The sequence below is a fragment of the Microbacterium sp. WHRI 7836 genome (assembly GCF_040223885.2).
Taxonomy (GTDB): Bacteria; Actinomycetota; Actinomycetes; order Actinomycetales; family Microbacteriaceae; genus Microbacterium; species Microbacterium oxydans.
Window position 1 is genome coordinate 3014069 of the sequence record NZ_CP168171.1, and the last position, 17060, is coordinate 3031128.

General features: G+C 69.8%; 15 protein-coding genes. 8 read left to right on the plus strand and 7 right to left on the minus strand.

Annotation, left to right across the window (positions count from 1 at the left end):
• Positions 1-72 precede the first annotated feature (72 nt).
• A complete protein-coding gene (locus ABRP18_RS14570; protein ID WP_141368637.1) occupies positions 73-753 on the plus strand; it encodes an SDR family oxidoreductase in 681 nt (226 codons plus the stop codon).
• Between the two features lie 78 nt (positions 754-831).
• On the opposite strand, the gene ABRP18_RS14575 is transcribed toward ABRP18_RS14570, so the two are convergent.
• Positions 832-2223 (minus strand): MFS transporter, encoded by a 1392-nt coding sequence (locus ABRP18_RS14575; protein ID WP_349884896.1) that lies wholly within the window; start codon positions 2221-2223, stop codon positions 832-834.
• A 55-nt stretch (positions 2224-2278) separates the two neighbouring features.
• Here ABRP18_RS14575 and ABRP18_RS14580 point away from each other — a divergent pair, with 55 nt between their 5' ends.
• On the plus strand, positions 2279-3352 hold the full coding sequence (locus ABRP18_RS14580) for a low specificity L-threonine aldolase (protein WP_113680604.1): 1074 nt from the start codon (positions 2279-2281) through the stop codon (positions 3350-3352).
• Between the two features lie 12 nt (positions 3353-3364).
• Here ABRP18_RS14580 and ABRP18_RS14585 read toward each other — a convergent pair whose 3' ends face one another.
• Positions 3365-3970, minus strand: a complete 606-nt coding sequence (locus ABRP18_RS14585) for an NUDIX hydrolase family protein (protein ID WP_046747764.1) — start codon at positions 3968-3970, stop codon at positions 3365-3367.
• A gap of 120 nt (positions 3971-4090) precedes the next feature.
• Here ABRP18_RS14585 and ABRP18_RS14590 point away from each other — a divergent pair, with 120 nt between their 5' ends.
• Positions 4091-4747 (plus strand): alpha/beta hydrolase, encoded by a 657-nt coding sequence (locus tag ABRP18_RS14590; RefSeq protein ID WP_058633244.1) that lies wholly within the window; start codon positions 4091-4093, stop codon positions 4745-4747.
• Here ABRP18_RS14590 and ABRP18_RS14595 read toward each other — a convergent pair whose 3' ends face one another.
• Positions 4748-5032, minus strand: coding sequence for a hypothetical protein (locus ABRP18_RS14595; protein WP_193762036.1), 285 nt, complete (start codon positions 5030-5032; stop codon positions 4748-4750).
• A gap of 288 nt (positions 5033-5320) precedes the next feature.
• Here ABRP18_RS14595 and ABRP18_RS14600 point away from each other — a divergent pair, with 288 nt between their 5' ends.
• Positions 5321-6940 carry an ABC-F family ATP-binding cassette domain-containing protein gene (locus ABRP18_RS14600; RefSeq protein ID WP_193761358.1) on the plus strand — a complete coding sequence of 540 codons (1620 nt, stop codon included), beginning with the start codon at positions 5321-5323 and terminating at the stop codon, positions 6938-6940.
• A 47-nt stretch (positions 6941-6987) separates the two neighbouring features.
• Here ABRP18_RS14600 and ABRP18_RS14605 read toward each other — a convergent pair whose 3' ends face one another.
• From ABRP18_RS14605 to ABRP18_RS14620, 4 genes are all read right to left on the minus strand, one after another.
• Positions 6988-7653 (minus strand): response regulator transcription factor, encoded by a 666-nt coding sequence (locus ABRP18_RS14605; RefSeq protein WP_127012618.1) that lies wholly within the window; start codon positions 7651-7653, stop codon positions 6988-6990.
• Positions 7650-8921, minus strand: a complete 1272-nt coding sequence (locus ABRP18_RS14610) for a sensor histidine kinase (RefSeq protein WP_193761357.1) — start codon at positions 8919-8921, stop codon at positions 7650-7652. Before ABRP18_RS14610 ends, ABRP18_RS14605 begins: the two co-directional genes overlap by 4 nt.
• Before the next feature lie 33 nt (positions 8922-8954).
• Positions 8955-9716 carry a DUF998 domain-containing protein gene (locus tag ABRP18_RS14615; RefSeq protein ID WP_156172627.1) on the minus strand — a complete coding sequence of 254 codons (762 nt, stop codon included), beginning with the start codon at positions 9714-9716 and terminating at the stop codon, positions 8955-8957.
• Positions 9717-9863: 147 nt separating this feature from the next.
• A complete protein-coding gene (locus tag ABRP18_RS14620; RefSeq protein WP_061015686.1) occupies positions 9864-10271 on the minus strand; it encodes a DUF6157 family protein in 408 nt (135 codons plus the stop codon).
• 70 nt (positions 10272-10341) lie between these two features.
• Between ABRP18_RS14620 and ABRP18_RS14625 the strand changes: the two genes are divergently transcribed.
• The 4 genes from ABRP18_RS14625 to ABRP18_RS14640 all read left to right on the plus strand — a co-directional run bounded on the left by ABRP18_RS14625 (position 10342) and on the right by ABRP18_RS14640 (position 17040).
• The gene (locus ABRP18_RS14625; RefSeq protein WP_349884897.1) at positions 10342-14922 is read left to right on the plus strand and encodes an ATP-dependent helicase; all 4581 of its coding nucleotides are present in this window, start codon (positions 10342-10344) and stop codon (positions 14920-14922) included.
• A gap of 23 nt (positions 14923-14945) precedes the next feature.
• On the plus strand, positions 14946-15779 hold the full coding sequence (locus ABRP18_RS14630; RefSeq protein ID WP_349884898.1) for an EI24 domain-containing protein: 834 nt from the start codon (positions 14946-14948) through the stop codon (positions 15777-15779).
• Complete coding sequence (locus ABRP18_RS14635; RefSeq protein ID WP_058632373.1) at positions 15779-16552, plus strand: DNA-formamidopyrimidine glycosylase family protein; 774 nt, start codon at positions 15779-15781, stop codon at positions 16550-16552. Before ABRP18_RS14630 ends, ABRP18_RS14635 begins: the two co-directional genes overlap by 1 nt.
• An 80-nt stretch (positions 16553-16632) precedes the next feature.
• Complete coding sequence (locus ABRP18_RS14640) at positions 16633-17040, plus strand: DapH/DapD/GlmU-related protein (RefSeq protein ID WP_017829277.1); 408 nt, start codon at positions 16633-16635, stop codon at positions 17038-17040.
• The last annotated feature ends 20 nt before the right edge of the window (positions 17041-17060 follow it).

Consider the following 17060-nt stretch of genomic DNA (forward strand, 5'->3'; position numbering starts at 1 on the left):
CGGAACCTCTCGTGCGGGATCTCCCGCAGGTTCCGGCCGCAGAAGCCCCTCCGATCCGGGAGAGTGGACGACATGGCTGAACACGTGGCACACGAGGCCGAGCGCACCGAATCGACGGCTTCCGGACGCATCGTCCTGCTCGCCGGGGCCACCAGTGCGGCCGGCCTCGCCGTGACGCGGGCGCTGGTCGCCGCGAACGCACGGGTTTTCGCGACCGGCCGCTCGGAGGAGCGCCTGCGGGAGATCGCAGATGCCGGCGCTCAGGTCGAGGTCGCCGATGCGACCTCTCTCGACGAGATGACCACCCTGGCCTCGCGGCTCGGCCCCGTGGATGCAGTGGTTCCGCTGGTCGGAGGGTGGAGAGGAGGCGGGGGCCTGGCCGGACAGTCCGATGAGGACTTCGCCGCGCTGCTCCCCGCGCTCGACGCCGTGCGAGCCACGAGCCGGGCGTTCGACGATGTGGTGCGCGCCTCAGACGCCGGACGCTTCGCGATCGTCTCATCCACCGCCGTCGCGCGCCCCCTCGCCGGCGGGGCGAACTACGCCGCGGTCAAGGCTGCGAGCGAGGCCTGGGCGCGAGCGGTGGCCCAGGGCTACGCCAAGGCCGCACGCGAAGCCGACGAGCCCCTGCGCACGGCGTCCGTGGTGTTCCGCGCCAAGGCACTCGATCCCGATGCGCTGGCCGCCCGGATCGTCGCGCTGTGGGACGAGGACGCGACCGCGCTCAACGACCGGGTGCTGGACCTGGGCTGATCCCCGGCCTGGCACGACACCGAGGCTCCCTCGATGCCGTCTCGATGCCCCCTGTCCGCTCCTGCGCGGCGGTCAGCGTCAGCGGGAATCCGGAGGCATCCCCGGAACCACGGGTGGAGCATCCGCCCGCTCCGGTTCCGGCGCGTCGATCTCCTGCTCGGGAGCCTCGGCGTAGAGCTCGGTGAGTTTGCGATAGGAGCGCGTGAAGAAGGCCAGCGTGGCGGCGACGACCATGATCAGTCCGGCGAACAGGCAGATCAGCGCGATGCCTCGCGCCTCGCCTTCTCCGAGCAGCCACCCCCACTGCTGCTGCCCCTGGGCGGTCCTCATGTAGGGGATGATCAGGAATTCGGCGATCGGGGCGATCAGGAAGGCCGTGAGTGGAGCCGCCGCCGCTTCCATCGCTGCGGCCACCCCGAACACACGCCCCTGACGCTGGAACGGCACGACCTTCTGGATCACGGTCTGCTCCGCGGCCTCGACCGGAGGCACCAGTGCCATGTACACCCACATGCCGACCACGTAGAGCGGCCACCACTCTCGCAGCATGAACACAGACCCGAGCAGTCCCATCGCGATGACCACGAGCAGCATCGTGCGCATGGGCTTGGGGCCGAGGCCGAACTTGGCCACCAGCCCGCCGCCGACGAGGAAGCCGGTCGAGGCGAAGGCCAAAGCGAACCCCCAGGTCTGGGCATCGAAGAGCGTGAGCCCGTAGGGGTCCATGAGCGCCATGTAGACGCCGCCGATGAGGTTGTTGAACGTGGAGAAGATGATCAGGGCGAACAGCCCGGGCGCCAGTCGGATGGCCTGCACGCTTCCCCGGAAGTCGAGGGCGCTGGAGGCGTTCGGGTCGGGCTCCGGAGCGCCCTCAGGGATGCGGATGAACAGCAGGTGCGCGAAGGTGAGCGCCATGGCGGCGATGGCGATCGCCAGGGTCCATCCCATGCCGAGGAAGCCGATCGACAATCCCGAGAACACACTGGTGACCAGGAAGGCGATGCCCTGCACCGTGCCGACCAGACCGTTCGCGTTCGCGCGCTTCTCCTCGGGGATGAGCAGGGTCACGGTCGTGGACAGCGCGATGTTGCGCAGCTGCTCGATCACGCCGCCGAACAGGATGATGCCGGAGAACAGCCAGAACCACGGCCCTCCCAGATCGAGCAGCGCCGCCTCGGGCTGCCAGAGGTAGAGCACCCCGGCGACGAGGAAGGAGACCGCGGAGATGATGCTCGAGATCACCATGACGGTGTGCTTGCGGTTGCGGTCGACGATCGTGCCGAACGCCATCGCGAAGAACGCGACGAACAGCATGTAGGCGCCGCCGATGATGCCCGTGGCCAGCACCGACTGCGTCTCGATGTAGACCCAGAACGTCAGCGCGAACCACAGGAAGCTCGTCGTCACGTTCGCGATGAGCGTGTTGACGAGGACGTTGGCGAAGGCTCGCTTCGCTACGGTGCGCTCCATGGATTCGAGGGTAGAGCGGGGCGGGGACATCCGGTAGGGCGATTAGGCTTGAGCGGTGAGCATCCAGCATGACCCCGCGATCCGGGGCTTCGCCAGTGACAACTACTCCGGTATCCACCCCGACGTCCTCGCGGCCATCGCCGCGGCGAACGGAGGCCACCAGAGCGCCTACGGCGAGGACGCGTACACCGCGCGCCTGCAGGAGGTCTTCCAGGAGCACTTCGGCGAGGGCGTGCAGGCGTTCCCGGTGTTCAACGGCACCGGCGCGAACGTCACCGGCCTGCAGTCCATGCTGCCGCGTTGGGGGGCGGTGATCGCCGCTTCGACCGCCCACATCAACGTCGACGAGGCCGCGGCCCCGGAGAAGATCGGCGGCTTCAAGCTGCTGACCGTCCCCACCGACGACGGCAAGCTCACGCCCGAGCTGATCGACCGCGAAGCCTGGGGCTGGGGCGACGAGCACCGCGCACAGCCGCTGGTCGTCTCGATCACCCAGACCACCGAGCTCGGCACGCTGTACACGGCCGAGGAGATCCGCACGATCGCCGACCACGCGCACGAGCGCGGCATGAAGCTGCACCTCGACGGTGCGCGCCTCTCGAACGCGGCAGCGGCCCTCGACCTGCCGCTGCGTGCGTTCACCCGCGACGCCGGCGTCGATGTGCTGACCTTCGGCGGCACCAAGAACGGCGCCATGCTCGGCGAGGCCATCGTCGTGCTGAACCCCGACGCCGCCGACGGCCTGAAGTACTCGCGCAAGTTCAACATGCAGCTGTCGTCGAAGATGCGGTTCGTGTCGGCGCAGCTGATCGCTCTGCTCGAGACCGACCTGTGGCTGCGCAACGCGAAGCACGCGAACGCCATGGCGGCGCGTCTGCGTTCGGAGATCGAGGCGGGCATCGCCGACGGCTCCATCCGCGGCGTCGACTTCACCCAGCCGACGCAGTCCAACGGCGTCTTCGCCACGCTCCCGGACGGCGTCGCCGACCGGCTGCGCGACTCGTTCCGCTTCTACGACTGGGACGCGGCGCGCAAGGAGGTGCGCTGGATGTGCGGTTTCGACACCGAAGAAGCCGACGTCGACGCCTTCGTCGCCGAGCTCTCGCGCCTCACCACAGCCGGAGCCTGAGCACCGGAGGTATCAGCGCAGCAGACCGAGACTCGCGAGAGCCTGGCGGATGAGAGTGCCTCGACCGTTCTCCATCTCGGCGGCGACCGCGTCGGACCCGGCGGCCTCCGGCGAGAACCAGGTGACCTCGAGCGCATCCTGCCGTGGCTCGCACGTGCCGGTCACCGGCACGACGAAGGCCAGCGACACCGCATGCTGCCTGTCGTCGTGGAAGGCACTCACGCCGGGGATCGGGAAGTACTCGGCCACGGTGAATGGCAGCGGCTGGGGCGGAAGCAGCGGGAAGGCCATCGGGCCCAGGTCGTTCTCGACGTGGCGGAAGAGGGCGTCGCGGATCGTCTCGCCGAAGCGGACGCGCCCGGAAACGATCGTGCGGGTCATCTCCCCCATCGGGGTGGAGCGCAGCAGGATGCCGATCTCGATCACCTGGCCGGAGCCGTCGGTGCGCACCGGGATCGCCTCCACATAGAGCATCGGCAGCCGACGCCGAGCCTCTTCGAGCTCGAACTCGCTCAACCAGCCGGGGTTCGCATCGGGCGCGGGGCGATTCGAATCCGGGAACTCGCCGAGACCGTCGTCGTCGGGTTCCGGATCAGGATCAGGTGTGCGGACCGCCATGTGTCCTTTCTACCAGCCGTCCCTCAGAACCGACACCGCGCCCGGCCGCGCACCTCGAGTGGACGGCCGACGCGCGACGGCTGAGCAGACGATGAGGGTGGCCCCTGGCAGGATGACGGTGTGAGCGAGAACCTGACGATCGACGACTCCGCGACCCGATGGTCGTCCACCGACCGTGCAGGGGCGCCTCTGCTGGTCCTCCTGCACGGTTACGGGGCGGACGAACACGACCTCTTCGGACTCATCCCCTACCTTCCCGAGGGCATCGCCGTGGCCTCCGTCGCCGCTCCGCTCGCCCCTCCGTGGCCCATGCCGGGGCGCTCCTGGTACCCGATCGAAGGACTCGACGGACGCAGCTCGGAGGCGGTCACCGCCGCAGCCGACGCCTTCCTGCGCTGGCTCGACTCCGCAGCCGCCGATGCCCCCTCGGTGGCGCTGCTCGGCTTCTCTCAGGGCGCGGCGGTGGCGCTGCAGGCCCTCCGTCTGGCTCCGGAACGCTTCGGCGCGGTGGCGGCGCTGAGCGGATACGCCGCACCGGGAGACCTTCCGAACGACGAGGCACTGGCCGAGCTGCGCCCACCGGTGTTCTGGGGTCGGGGCACGCACGACGACGTCATCCCGCCCGCGCTGGTCGACCACACGGCCCAATGGCTGCCGACGCACTCCGAGCTGTCCGGTCGGGTGTACACCGGACTCACGCACAGCATCTCGGAGGAGGAACTGACCGACGTGCACCGCTTCCTCACCAAGTGGGTCGAGGGGATCGCCGCGAGCTGATCAGCGCTCCGGCTCCTCCTCGGACGCACCGAAGTCGTCACCAGGGCGCCCGTCGGTCTCGTCGCCCCCGTCGCGCTCGTCCTCGCGCTCGCGGGAACCGGATCCGCCGCCCGAGGTGATGGCGACGGAGAGGGCGACGCCGATCGCCACTCCGATTCCGATTCCGAGGGCCCAGTTCTGCAGGGCGGCGCCCAGCGACGCCCCGATCGCCACTCCGAGCGCGAGCCCGACGCCCAGGCCCATACGCGAACGCGACTCCTGCGGACTCGGATCGTGATCTGCCATGCCTCCACGCTACGCACCGGTGGAGGCGACGGCATCCCCCGCGCGACGGACAATCCGACACGCCCGGGGTTGCGCGATCGCGACACGCCCGGGTATCGTCGGGGAGTCCTGTCCGCCGTGTCTGGAAGTCCTTTGATCTGATCCGTCGCCTCCGCGCTCATCTTTCCGCGCGCTGACCCGACGATCGCCGACTCCACGGCAGACCCACTCCGCCCTATCCCGTGACGCGTGTCACGGGACGGCAGGGGCTCGGTGTCAGTGCACCCTCGCACTCGACAGGAGACACTCATGTCAACCCCCACAACTCTTCACGCCTCGGTCGTCCTCGACCGGCTCACCTTCACCTGGCCCGACGGCTCGATCGCGCTCGACGGCATCTCCGGGTCCTTCGGCTCGGGACGCACCGGGCTTGTCGGACGAAACGGCGCCGGCAAGTCCACGCTGCTGCGACTGATCGCCGGCGAGCTCGACTCCACCTCGGGCGTCGTCACCGCATCCGGCGAGGTCGCGTACCTTCCGCAGCAGTTGACACTCGATGTCGACCGCCGCGTCAGCGACCTCCTCGGGGTGTCCGAAGCGCTCGATGCCGTGCGGGCGATCGGCACGGGCGACGTCGACCCGGCCCACTTCGATGCGGTCGGGGACGACTGGGACATCGAAGCGCGCGCGGAGGCGTCGCTGGCCGAGGCCGGACTGGCCCCGGACTTCCTCGACCGCACGGTCGGCGAGCTCTCGGGAGGGGAGGCGGTGCTCGTCGCGATCGCCGGCATCCGTCTGCGCCGCGCGCCCATCACGGTCCTCGACGAGCCGACCAACAACCTCGACCGCGACGCCAGAGCGAAGCTCGCGGCGATGGTGCGCGCCTGGAAGGGCACGCTCATCGTCGTGAGCCACGACCTGTCTCTGCTCGAGCTGATGGACGACACCGCCGAGCTCTACGCCCAGACGCTGAGCGTGTTCGGCGGCCCGTACTCCGAGTGGCGGGCGTGGCTGGACGCCGAGCAGGATGCGGCGAAGCAAGCCGAGGTCACCGCCGCCCAGGTGCTCCGCAAGGAGAGACGTCAGCGTATCGAAGCCGAAGTGAAGCTCGCCCACCGCGCACGCACCGCGAAGAAGGCGGAGATCGAGAAGCGCGTCCCGAAGATCGTGGCCCACGGGCGCAAGATGGCCGCTGAGGTCTCGGCGGGCCGACTGCGCACCGAGGTCGGAGCGAAGGAGGATGCGGCGCGGTCGCTCCTCGATGAAGCGGGGCGCCGTGTGCGCTCTGATGCATCGATGAAGATCGAACTGCCCGACCCGCAGGTGTCCCGCAGCCGCCGCATCGCGACGGTCGGTGATGACGAACGAGCCTGGGTGATCCAGGGTCCGGAGCGGGTCGCACTGATCGGCCGGAACGGGGCGGGCAAGACCACGCTGCTGGAGCGGTTGGTCGCCGGCGGCTCGGCTCCGGATGAGCATCCGCTGCACGCCGAGGCCCACACCGACCTGATCGGCTACCTGCCGCAGCGGGTCGACGGACTCGACGAGCAGCGCTCGGTGTTCGAGAACATCGCCGCCGCAGCACCCCACGTGCCGGAGAAGGAGCTGCGCAACCGGCTCGCCCGGTTCCTCATCCGAGGAGCCACGGCCGAGCGCCCTGTGGCGTCCCTCTCCGGCGGTGAGCGGTTCCGCGTCGCGCTGGCGACGCTGCTGCTCGCCGACCCCGCACCGCACCTCGTGGTGCTCGACGAGCCGACGAACAACCTCGACCTCGACACGGTCGACCAGCTCGTCGAAGCCCTCCGCGCCTACCGAGGCGCCGTGCTCGTCGTGAGCCACGACGACGCATTCCTGCGTCGCCTCGACCTCGATCTGACACTCGAGATCGACGGCGAAGGCGCACTGCAGGAGGTGATGCTCGAGCCCTGACGCGGACGTGCGACGTCGGGGAGAGAGCTCCCTGACGTCGCACCCCGTCAGACCAGACCGATCTCGTACGCGAGGATGACGGCCTGCACGCGGTCACGCAGATCGAGTTTCAGCAGCACCCTGCCGACATGGGTCTTCACGGTCGACTCGGACACGAAGAGGCTCTCACCGATCTCGGTGTTGTTGTACCCCTTGGCGATGGCGAGGAACACGTCGCGCTCCCGCTCGGTCAGCACGTCCAGGCGCGCATCGCCACGCTCCGCCTGTCGGGGCAGGCGTGTGGCGAACAGATCGAGCATCGACCGGGTGACACGCGGCGAGACCAGAGCATCACCGGCGGCGATCGCCCTGATCGCCGCCGTCAGCTGCGCGGGCGGAGTGTTCTTCAACAGGAAACCACTCGCTCCCGCACGAAGGCTCCCGAACGCGTACTCGTCGAGGTCGAAGGTCGTGAGCACCAGCACCCTGCTCGACGGAGTGCCCCTGACGATGCGCCTGGTCGCCTCGATGCCGTCCATCTCCGGCATCCGGATGTCCATCAGGATCACGTCGGGGCGCAGATCCGCGGCCATGTGCACAGCCTCGGCTCCTGATGCTGCCTCGCCGACGACCTTCATGTCGTCTTCGGCGTCGAGCACCATCCTCATCCCTCGCCGGATCAACTCGTGATCGTCGACGATGAGCACCCGGATCGGGGTCGGTTCCTCGGTCATCGCTGGTCCTCCTGTTCGGGGATCTCCACCCGCACGCGCCATCCGCCATCGGGCAGAGGTCCGGTCTGCACTGTTCCGCCGGCCAGCCGCGCCCGCTCACGCACGCCGACGAGCCCGCGACCGGACCCCACCGAGGCGGCGGGTGGTCCCGGCTGCCCGTCGTCGGTGACCTCGATCACGAGAACGTCGTCGCGGAAGTCGAGCAGCACCCGCACCTCACGCGGATCCTTCGCGTAGCGCAGCGCGTTCGTGAGCGCCTCCTGCACGATGCGGTGGATCGTGTTCTGCAGAGCGGGCGACGAAGGCGCACTCCCCTCCGTGCGCACCGACACGGGGAGCCCCGCCGTGCGGAAGGTCTCGACGAGAGGCACGAGCTCGGCAAGTCCAGGATTCGGCCGCAACGAACCGTCTTCTTCGCTCTCCGCCGTGTCGTCGCCCAGAGCACCGAGCAGCTGCCGCATCTCGACGAGCGACTGCCGCCCGATCTCGCCGATCTCCTGCACGGCGTCCCTCGACCGCTGCGGGTCCTTCTCGGCCAGGGCATCCGCACCGTCTGCGAGCGACACCATCACCGACACGCTGTGCGCCACGACATCGTGGATCTCGCGCGTGATCCTGGCGCGCTCGGCCAGAGTCGCGATCCGTGCCTGCTGATCGCGTTCACGGGCGAGCTGATTGGCGCGATCGAGGATCGCTCCGATATACCGCCGCCGGTCACCCACGTTGACTCCGAGGAGGGCAGCGATCAGCATCACGGCGAGGAACAGCACGCTCGTGGGCACCGAGACGAAGAGACGTTCCGGAGCGGGTTCGCGCAGCCAGTCCAGGGCAGGGAGGACGAGGACCCCTCCCACCACGGTGATGCCGAACGCGATCCAGCCGCTGCGATTCGACCGGTAGACGAACAGCGCGTAGACCGCGAGGCCGACCCCGAACGTCTCGACGACGGTGTCGGTGACGAGCGCGACGACCGCACCCGCCCCGAACACCAGGTACGTGAGCCAGGGTCGATGGGAGCGCAACATCAGGGAGGCGGAGGTCACCACGCTCACGAACAGCGGGATCATGTACGGCCACGCGGGCGACCATGCGCCGGAGGACAGCGGAGTGACCAGGGACCAGAACGCACTCACGACCAGGTAGCCGGCGGCGAGGAGTCCGTCGAAGAGCCAGGGGTGCGTCTTCCAGAACCGCCCCAGCGCACCGGGAGGCCGAGGCAGACCCATCGCTCTGGCCTCTCCGGCGGCGACGGGTGCTGGCTCTCGCATGGGTCGACTCTACGCACCGCATCGTGGACTCCGTCAGCGAGAGACGACGAGGAGCGATCCGGTCGCGGTGCGACGCTCCCCCACCAGAGCGCCGGTCTTCTCCTTCGAGACCCGGACCCACGTCTGCCTGCGCGCCGCACCTGCACGCTGGGCGAACGCGGTGTCCATCCCGAGGATCGCGAGCCAGCCCATGCCGATCGTGGTCGCGACGAGCTCGAGGATGCTGCCGATATCGGTGCGGAACTGCAGCAGCGAGAGGAGGCCACCGGCCGCCGCGATCACCGCGGTCGAGATACCCGCCACCAAGGAGAGGATCCGCAGTGTGCGCCTCCCCTCGACGAACGACACCTGGAGCATCGCGAACGCGGCCAGCGCGAAGGCGAGGACGGCGACGGTCGTGTGCACGAGGTCCTGCCAGGTGAAGGCCGGGCCGACGGGAAGCGGGCATCCCGTCGTGCATGTGACCTGGGAGGCCACCAGGAACAGCGCGGACGCCATCGCCACCGAGAAGGACGGCGTCCAGATGCTCAGCCAGGGCACCGTCGACCGCAGTCCGCGTGCCGCCCACGCGACCGAGAGACCACCCACGACGAGGAGCAGCAGGGCGAGCTCGAACCATCCGGCCGTCGGCTCTCCGTCGGCTCCGAGGCCGCTCACGTACAGGACCCGGTCGATGCTCAGACGGGCGACCCAGATGATGCTCAGAGCGGCGGCGACGAGCACGCTTCCGACGATCGAGGCGATGACACGGAGAGCGCTGGCGGCGGGGTGGGGAAGGGTGTTCTCGACGGGCATAGGGCGACGGTAAAAGCGCAGGCCACCCCGTCGCGTCGGCCCGAAGTGCCCACTGTCAGGGGTCGTCGTACCTCAGTACGAGACACCCTGCTCGTCAGCTTCGCCGGCGTGGGCCTCTGCCGCCTCCTCGGCGAGCGTGAGCAGGTGTCACGCCCGCCGACTCCGCATCGCCCGAGTGTGCGCGAGCGCGGGGTCTGCGGCGAGCGCCGTGTACTCCGCCGAGTCCCGCGGAACCAGAGCGACCCGACCCTCCGCGTCGTGGTGGACGCCCCATCCGTAGCGCTTTCCCAGCGGCGAGGAGCGCAGGCAGGGCTGTCCCTTCGAGAAGAACGACGCCCGTGCGGCAGTGTCGTCCACGGCGATGCCGTTGCGCAGCGCATACGTCTCGAAGATCACGTCGTCGGAGGTGCGCGCGTAGGGCTGCTCGGCGATCAGACGGTAATGCATCGCCGCGATCGAGGGCTTCTCGGCGACCGGCGGCTCGGTCGCGTGCGCGATCGGGCAGTCGTCGGCGACCTCGATGAACGTGTCGACGTAGTTCGTGGTGTGCGCCATTCCCCCAGCATCCTCCCTCCCGCCGACATCGTCACGCCCCGATGTCTGCGGCCTCGACGATGATGGAGGGATGAGCGACGTGCTCGACCGCTTCACTCCCGCCACGCAGGACTGGTTCCGGGGGGCGTTCCCCGCGCCCACTCCCGCGCAGGCGGGTGCCTGGAACGCGATCTCCGCCGGCAAGCACGCCCTCGTGGTCGCCCCGACCGGATCGGGCAAGACGCTGTCCGCGTTCCTGTGGGCGATCGACAGCGTGTTCCGCGAGCGCATGGGCGAGACCACGCCGTCGGCGAAGGGCGAGCCCCGAACGCGCATCCTCTACATCTCCCCCCTGAAGGCGCTCGGCGTCGACGTCGAGCGCAATCTCCGCTCCCCGCTGATCGGCATCGGCCAGTCGGCCAGACGGCTCGGGGTGACGGCCCCTGCGGTCACCGTCGGGGTGCGCTCCGGCGACACGACATCGAGCGACCGGCGAAAGCTGGTGTCCGATCCGCCCGACATCCTCATCACGACCCCCGAGTCGCTGTATCTCATGCTCACGAGCCGCGCGGGCGAGACGCTGCGTGGCGTGCACACCGTGATCATCGACGAGGTGCATGCCGTCGCCGCCACCAAGCGCGGAGCGCACCTCGCCGTCAGCCTCGAACGGCTCGACGCCCTGCGCCGCGCGAACGGCGTCGAGACGCCGGCTCAGCGCATCGGCCTCTCCGCCACGGTGCGGCCGATCGACGAGGTGGCCCGGTTCCTCGGCGGCTCTGCCCCGGTCGAGATCGTGGCACCTCCCGCCTCCAAGACCTTCGAGCTCGGTGTGGTCGTCCCGATGGACGACATGACGAATCCGCCTCCACCGCCCGGAGTTCCGGGAGACGCCGACGGAGCCGAATACTCCGAGGTCACCGGTTCGGTATGGCCGCACGTCGAGGAAGCGATCGTCGACCGCATCCTGCAGAACAACTCGACGATCGTGTTCGCCAATTCCCGTCGGCTGGCCGAGCGCCTCACCGGGCGACTGAACGAGATCTACTCCGAGCGGATCGGCGTACCCCTCCCCGATACGACCGTGCCCGCCGCGATGATGGCCCAGGCCGGAGCCACCGCGGGGGCCGATCCCGTGCTCGCGAAGGCGCACCACGGATCGGTGTCGAAAGAGCAACGGGCACAGGTCGAAGAGGAGCTCAAGTCGGGAGTGCTGCGCTGCGTCGTGGCGACGAGCAGTCTCGAGCTCGGCATCGACATGGGTGCCGTCGACCTCGTGATCCAGGTCGAGGCTCCGCCGTCTGCGGCCTCGGGTCTGCAGCGGGTCGGCCGCGCCGGGCACCAGGTGGGCGAGATCAGCCGGGCGGCCCTCTTCCCGAAGCACCGCGGCGACGTGCTGCACACCGCGATCGTGACCGAGCGCATGCTGGCGGGCAAGATCGAGGCGATCCAGGTGCCGCGCAACCCGCTCGACATCCTCGCCCAGCAGACCGTCGCGGCGAGCGCGCTGGGAGCCATCGGCGTCGAGGAGTGGTTCGAGACCGTTCGCCGATCGGCGCCGTTCCAGGCGCTTCCGCGTTCGGCGTACGAGGCGACGCTCGATCTGCTGGCGGGCCGCTTCCCCTCGGACGAGTTCGCCGAACTGCGGCCACGCCTCGTGTGGGATCGTGACGCCGGCACGCTGACGGGAAGGCCGGGGGCACAACGCATCGCGGTGACCAGCGGCGGCACGATCCCCGACCGCGGCCTGTTCGGCGTGTTCGTCGCGGGCGAGACGACCGGCGCCAGGGTCGGCGAGCTCGACGAGGAGATGGTCTACGAGTCGCGGGTGGGCGATGTGTTCACGCTCGGCACGACGAGCTGGCGGATCGCCGAGATCACGCACGACCGCGTGAACGTGATCCCCGCTTACGGGCAGCCGGGCAAGGTGCCGTTCTGGCACGGCGACGGCATCGGTCGGCCGTTCGAACTGGGCGAGGCGCTGGGGGCTTTCTCGCGCGAGGTCTCGGCGGCGACGCCCGAGAAGGCGGCACAGCGGCTCATCGATGCGGGGCTCGACGAGCAGGCACGGGCGAACCTCATGGCCCATCTGACCGAACAGCGCGAGGCGACGGGCACGCTCCCCACCGACCGCACCCTCACCGTCGAGCGCGGCCGCGACGAGGTCGGCGATTGGCGGGTGATCCTGCACTCGCCCTACGGGATGAAGGTGCACGCGCCCTGGGCTCTGGCGATCAACGCCCGGGTGCGCGAACGTCTCGGCGTGGAAGGATCGGCGGTCGCGAGCGACGACGGCATCATCGTGCGCATTCCCGATGCCGAGGCGGAACCGCCCGGGGCCGAATTGTTCGTGTTCGACCCCGAGGAGCTGGAACTCCTGGTCACCCAGGAGGTCGGCGGCTCCGCGCTGTTCGCCTCCCGCTTCCGCGAATGCGCGGCCAGGGCGCTGCTCATGCCCCGCATGAACCCGAACAAGCGCACACCGCTGTGGCAGCAGCGGCAGCGGTCGGCCCAACTGCTCGAGGTCGCCAGGCGCCATCCGACGTTCCCGGTGATCCTGGAGACCCTGCGCGAGGTGCTGCAGGATGTCTACGATCTGCCGTCGCTGCGCAAGCTCGCGACATCGATCGCCGACCGACGCATCCGCCTGGTCGAGACCGAGCCGGGCCAGCCGTCGCCATACGCCCGCGACCTGCTGTTCGGCTACGTGGGCGCGTTCATGTACGAAGGAGACTCTCCGCTCGCCGAACGGAGGGCGGCCGCGCTCTCGGTCGACCCCGCTCTGCTCGGGGAGCTGCTGGGCACGGTCGAACTGCGGGAACTGCTCGACCCCGACGTGATCGCGCAGTTCGAACGCGAGGCCCAGCGTCTCGATCCCGACCGCCGCGCACGAGGCCTCGAGGGCGTCGCGGACCTGCTCCGGATGCTCGGCCCGCTCGACGCCGAAGAGGTCACTGCGCGCATCGACCCCGAATCGACAGCAGGTGCCTCGGCAGCCGCTCTGCTGGACGACCTCGTCACCGCGCGACGGGCGATCCCCGTCACGATCGCCGGAGCGACCAGGGTGGCAGCGATCGAGGATGCCGGTCGGCTGCGCGATGCGCTCGGCGCAGCGCTGCCCACGGGAATCCCGGTGGCGTTCCTCGAACCGGTCGCAGATCCGCTCGGCGACCTCGTGGCTCGCCATGCCCGCACGCACGGGCCGTTCACGACAGATGCCGTCGCCTCCCGATTCGGGCTCGGTGCCGCCGTCGCGCGGCATACGCTGCAGCGGCTCGAGACGGCAGGACGGCTCACGAGCGGGTACTTCCTGCCCGAGGCGGCAGGCAGCGGCGACGCGGTCGAGTGGTGCGACTCCGAGGTGCTGCGTCGGCTCCGGATGCGCTCGCTGGCGGCCATCCGCGGTTCGGTCGAGCCGGTCTCTCCCGAGGCGTACGCACGGTTCCTCCCGGATTGGCAGCACATCGGTCGTCCGCTCGAAGGCGTCGACGGCGTGCTGAACGTGATCGAGCAGTTCGCCGGTGTACCGATCCCCGCGAGTGCGTGGGAGTCGCTGATCCTGCCCTCCCGCGTGCGCGACTACTCCCCGGCGATGCTCGACGAACTGACGGCATCGGGGGAGGTCATCTGGTCCGGACACGGCACCCTCCCGGGACGGGACGGCTGGGTGTCGCTGCATCCGGCCGACATCGCGCCCTTCACCCTCCCGGAGCGCGACACCGAGATCGCGTCCGACTCCCTGGAGTCGCGCATCCTCATCGCGCTCGACGTCGGGGGTGCCTACTTCGCCGGACAGCTGAAAGACATGGCGGCGGCCGAGAACGAGCAGTCGGTGCTCGAAGCGCTGTGGTCTCTGACCTGGGCGGGCTACGTCACCAACGACACCTTCGCCCCCATCCGCTCGCTCCTCACCGGCGGCTCGCAGGCGCACAAGGTCAAACGCCGTGCGCCCCGCGCCCGCACCTACCGCGGGGTGTCCTTCACCGGGACCGCGGCACCCCGCCCGCCCTCGATCGGCGGCCGCTGGTCGCTGCTGCCGGCGCTCGAGACCGATCCTGCCCGCCGGGCGACCGTCACCGCAGGGCTCCTGCTCGACCGCTACGGCGTCGTCACGCGCGGCGCCGTGCAGGCTGAGGGTGTTCCCGGCGGCTTCGCCCAGGCCTATCGGGTGCTCGCGGGCTTCGAAGAGGCGGGGCATTGCCGCCGGGGCTACGTGATCGAGAAGCTCGGAGCTGCGCAGTTCGCCGCGTCCGGCACCGTCGACCGGTTGCGCACCTATGCGGGCCTCGCGGATCCGCCGCCGCGCAAGGCCGTGACCCTCGCGTCGACCGATCCGGCGAACCCGTACGGCGCCGCCCTCGGCTGGCCCAAGCTCGACGGGGTCTCGCATCGTCCAGGGCGCAAAGCGGGCGGTCTGGTCGTGCTCGTCGACGGTGCACTGGTGCTGTCCCTCGAACGCGGCGGACGCACCGTGCTGTCGTTCAGCGACGACGCCGAGGTGCTGCGCGCCGCGGCCTCCGACCTCGCGGCCACCGCGCGCGCCCGTCGCCTCGACACGCTCACCGTCGAGAAGATCAACGGCGAGGGCGTCTACGGCACTGAACTCGCCCTCGCACTGCAGGAGTCCGGCTTCGTGGCGACCCCTCGCGGATACACGCTCCGCAAGGTCGTCTGAGCACTACGCCTACGCTGGAAGCCATGATCCGCGAGTTCGCCACCAGTATCCGCACACTGCTGCGCGGCTTCGGGCTGTGGCGCACCCGGCCGGGACTCATGCTGCTCGGACTGGTCCCCGCGATCATCGCATTGCTCCTGCTCGCTGCCGCGCTCGTACCGCTGATCATCGGTCTGCCGTCGGTCTCCACGTGGCTGACGCCGTTCGCCGAGGGGTGGCTGGAACCGTGGCGCGGCCTGCTGCGGTCTGCGGTGAGCTTCGTGATCGTCGCGGCCGCGCTCGCCCTGGCCAGCGTGGTCTTCAGCGCCCTCACCCTGACCATCGGCGATCCGTTCTACCAGCGCATCTGGCATGCGGTCGAGGCCGACCTCGGCGACGCTCCCCCAGCCGACGGTGGCAGCTTCTGGACCACTCTCGGCGAGGGACTCCGCCTGGTTCTGCTCGGCATCCTGATCGCGATCGTCGTGCTCCTCATCGGTCTGATCCCTGCCGTCGGTGGGTTCTTCGGCCCCATCGCCGGAGTCGTCCTGACCGGTCGACTGCTGGCCCGAGAGCTCACGGGTCGAGCCTTCGATGCCCGCGATCTCAGCCCCGCCCAGCGCGCTGCCCTGTTCTCGGGCAGCCGGGCGCGGGTTCTCGGCTTCGGAGTGGCGACACAACTCTGCTTCCTGATCCCTGGCGGGGCCGTCGCGATCATGCCGGCCGCCGTGGCCGGAAGCACGATGCTCGCGCGAGACATGCTCGCGCGAGCCGGATTCGCCACGTCCCCCACCACGCTGCCCACCACACCGCCCGTCGCGCCGCCCACCGCGTCGCCGCGCACCCCGCCGCCGCCCACTCCCATCGGCGCCCCCTGATGCCCGAGGGCGACACCGTCTTCCGCACGGCACGACGACTCGACGAAGCTCTGGCCGGCGCGGAGGTCACCCGATTCGACCTGCGCGTGCCCCGATTCGCCACGCTCGACCTGACCGGCCAGCCGGTGCATGCCGTGATCCCCCGCGGCAAGCATCTGCTCATGCGCATCGGCGACAGCACCCTGCATTCGCATCTGCGTATGGACGGCGCGTGGTTCACCTATCGCCCCGGCGAGAAGTGGCGGCACCCGGCGTTCAAGGTGCGTGCGATCGTCGGTACGCCGCGGGGCGAAGCCGTGGGCGTCGACATCGCCGAGATCGAGGTCGTCCCCACCCGTGACGAGGATCAGCTCGTCGGTTACCTCGGACCTGATCCGCTCGCCGACGACTGGGATGCGGCAGAGGCAGTCCGACGTCTCGAGGCCGACGCCCGCAGCATCCACGTCGCCCTCCTCGATCAGCGCAACGTCGCGGGATTCGGCAACGAGTACGCCGCAGAACTCCTGTTCCTCCGAGGAATCCTGCCGACCAGACCGACGCCGGAGGTCGATGTCGCCGCTCTCCTCGACCTCGGTGTGCGCACGATCCGCGCCAACCGGGACCGCCGTCACCGCACCTTCACCGGCGTCGATCGGCCCGGCCAGGGCACCTGGGTGTACGGCCGCGCCGGACGTCCGTGCCGACGCTGCGGCACCTTGATCCGGCGGGGCGAGCAGGGCGCCGATCCGACCCGCGAACGCATCACCTTCTGGTGCCCCTCCTGTCAGCACTGACCACATCCATCCGCGGGAATGAATCCGCCCCTGTCGTGGTTGTTGATATATCCGGAGAACTCCGGAGCACGGGAGGAATCGTGGGCAAGAACTACGTCGACATCGAGAACGACCAGGGCGCGACGCTGCGGTATCGCAAGCACGCGAACGGCCGGGGTCTCGTCGCGCATGGCGCGAAGGTGCACCCGAAGGCACACATCGAGGCGGGTGCCTATATCGAACCGGGGGCGCGCGTCGGTGCCGGCGCGACCATCGCCCGCGGTGCCTGGATCGACGAAGACGCCGTGATCGGCGAAGGCGCGTTCGTGGACGCGCACGCGCACGTCGGCCATGGCGCGGCGATCGGCGATCACGCCTACGTGGGCGTCCGCACCGACATCGGTGCCGGAGCGCGCATCGTCCGCGGTGCCAGGATCGGCGACGACGAGACGGTCGCGGCCGGACTCACCATCGCGACGGATCAGAAAGGTCTGTGGCTCGCGGCCTGAGCGACCTCACCCGAGCGGTG